Annotated in this window: 1 protein-coding gene; it reads left to right on the top strand. The window is 51.4% G+C overall.

Annotated elements, in window-relative coordinates; translation table 11 throughout:
* Positions 1-141: 141 nt before the first annotated feature.
* Positions 142-804, top strand: a 663-nt coding sequence (locus GTPT_RS16575) for a peptidoglycan-binding protein (RefSeq protein WP_038011909.1), incomplete at its 3' end; no start/stop codon positions are given.

The raw sequence follows: 804 nt of genomic DNA, 5'->3' as shown, positions 1-804 counted from the left end.
TGCTGTAGAAAATGATGACTTGAAATCAAAATTGTTATCCTGCCGACAAATCAGTCAATCCCTCGGTTACTCTTCACCCCCGGTGGCGTATTCTACAACCTGGATCACCCAGGGATGAATACTGACAGGGAATTTACTCATATGACTGGACGCTCTCACGCTCCCATGACGTTGCATCCCGATCGCCTTTTCTCATCGGTCGGTACATGCGGCACCAATGCACCCGCAGAGGTAAAAAAAATCCAGCAACTCATTTCCGGGGCGGGTTACCGACAGAGCACCGGGCGAACTTTGAAGATTGACGGCCAGTGCGGACAAGGCACGATAGAAGCTATTCGCTGGTATCAACGTCTGCTGAATATGTCGCCTTCAGGGCTGATAACATCCGTTGATACTTATTTTATTCAGGCGTTAAGCAATGCATTAAGTCCACATTGGCGGCCACGCAATACCCGGGGGGCGCTCCGGGTATATGAAGGACAAATAACTTTTGATGCAGAAGGCTCAGACTATATCACCGCAGTGGAACCGTTCAGGCAGCACCGTTATCCCAACTTTTCCCGTATTCTTCACTGGCCCGGGGGGCGATCCGGCGTTACGTTAGGGCGCGGTTATGATATGCGCGAACGCAGCACCGGAGAAATCTATGCCACGCTCAGACGGGCCGGGATTGAAGAATTCAAAGCGGTTATTTGCTCCAGGGCTGCGTATCTTAGAAATCACCTGGCCGCTCAGTTCGTTAAGGTCTACGGGCCACTGGTTGGCGAAATAACCCACGAGCAGCAGATCCGGCTGTTTGAAATT

Source organism: Tatumella ptyseos ATCC 33301 (assembly GCF_000735525.1).
GTDB classification, from domain to species: domain Bacteria; phylum Pseudomonadota; class Gammaproteobacteria; order Enterobacterales; family Enterobacteriaceae; genus Tatumella; species Tatumella ptyseos.
Note: the sequence above shows the minus strand (reverse complement) of the source record. Positions and strands in the feature narration are given on the sequence as shown.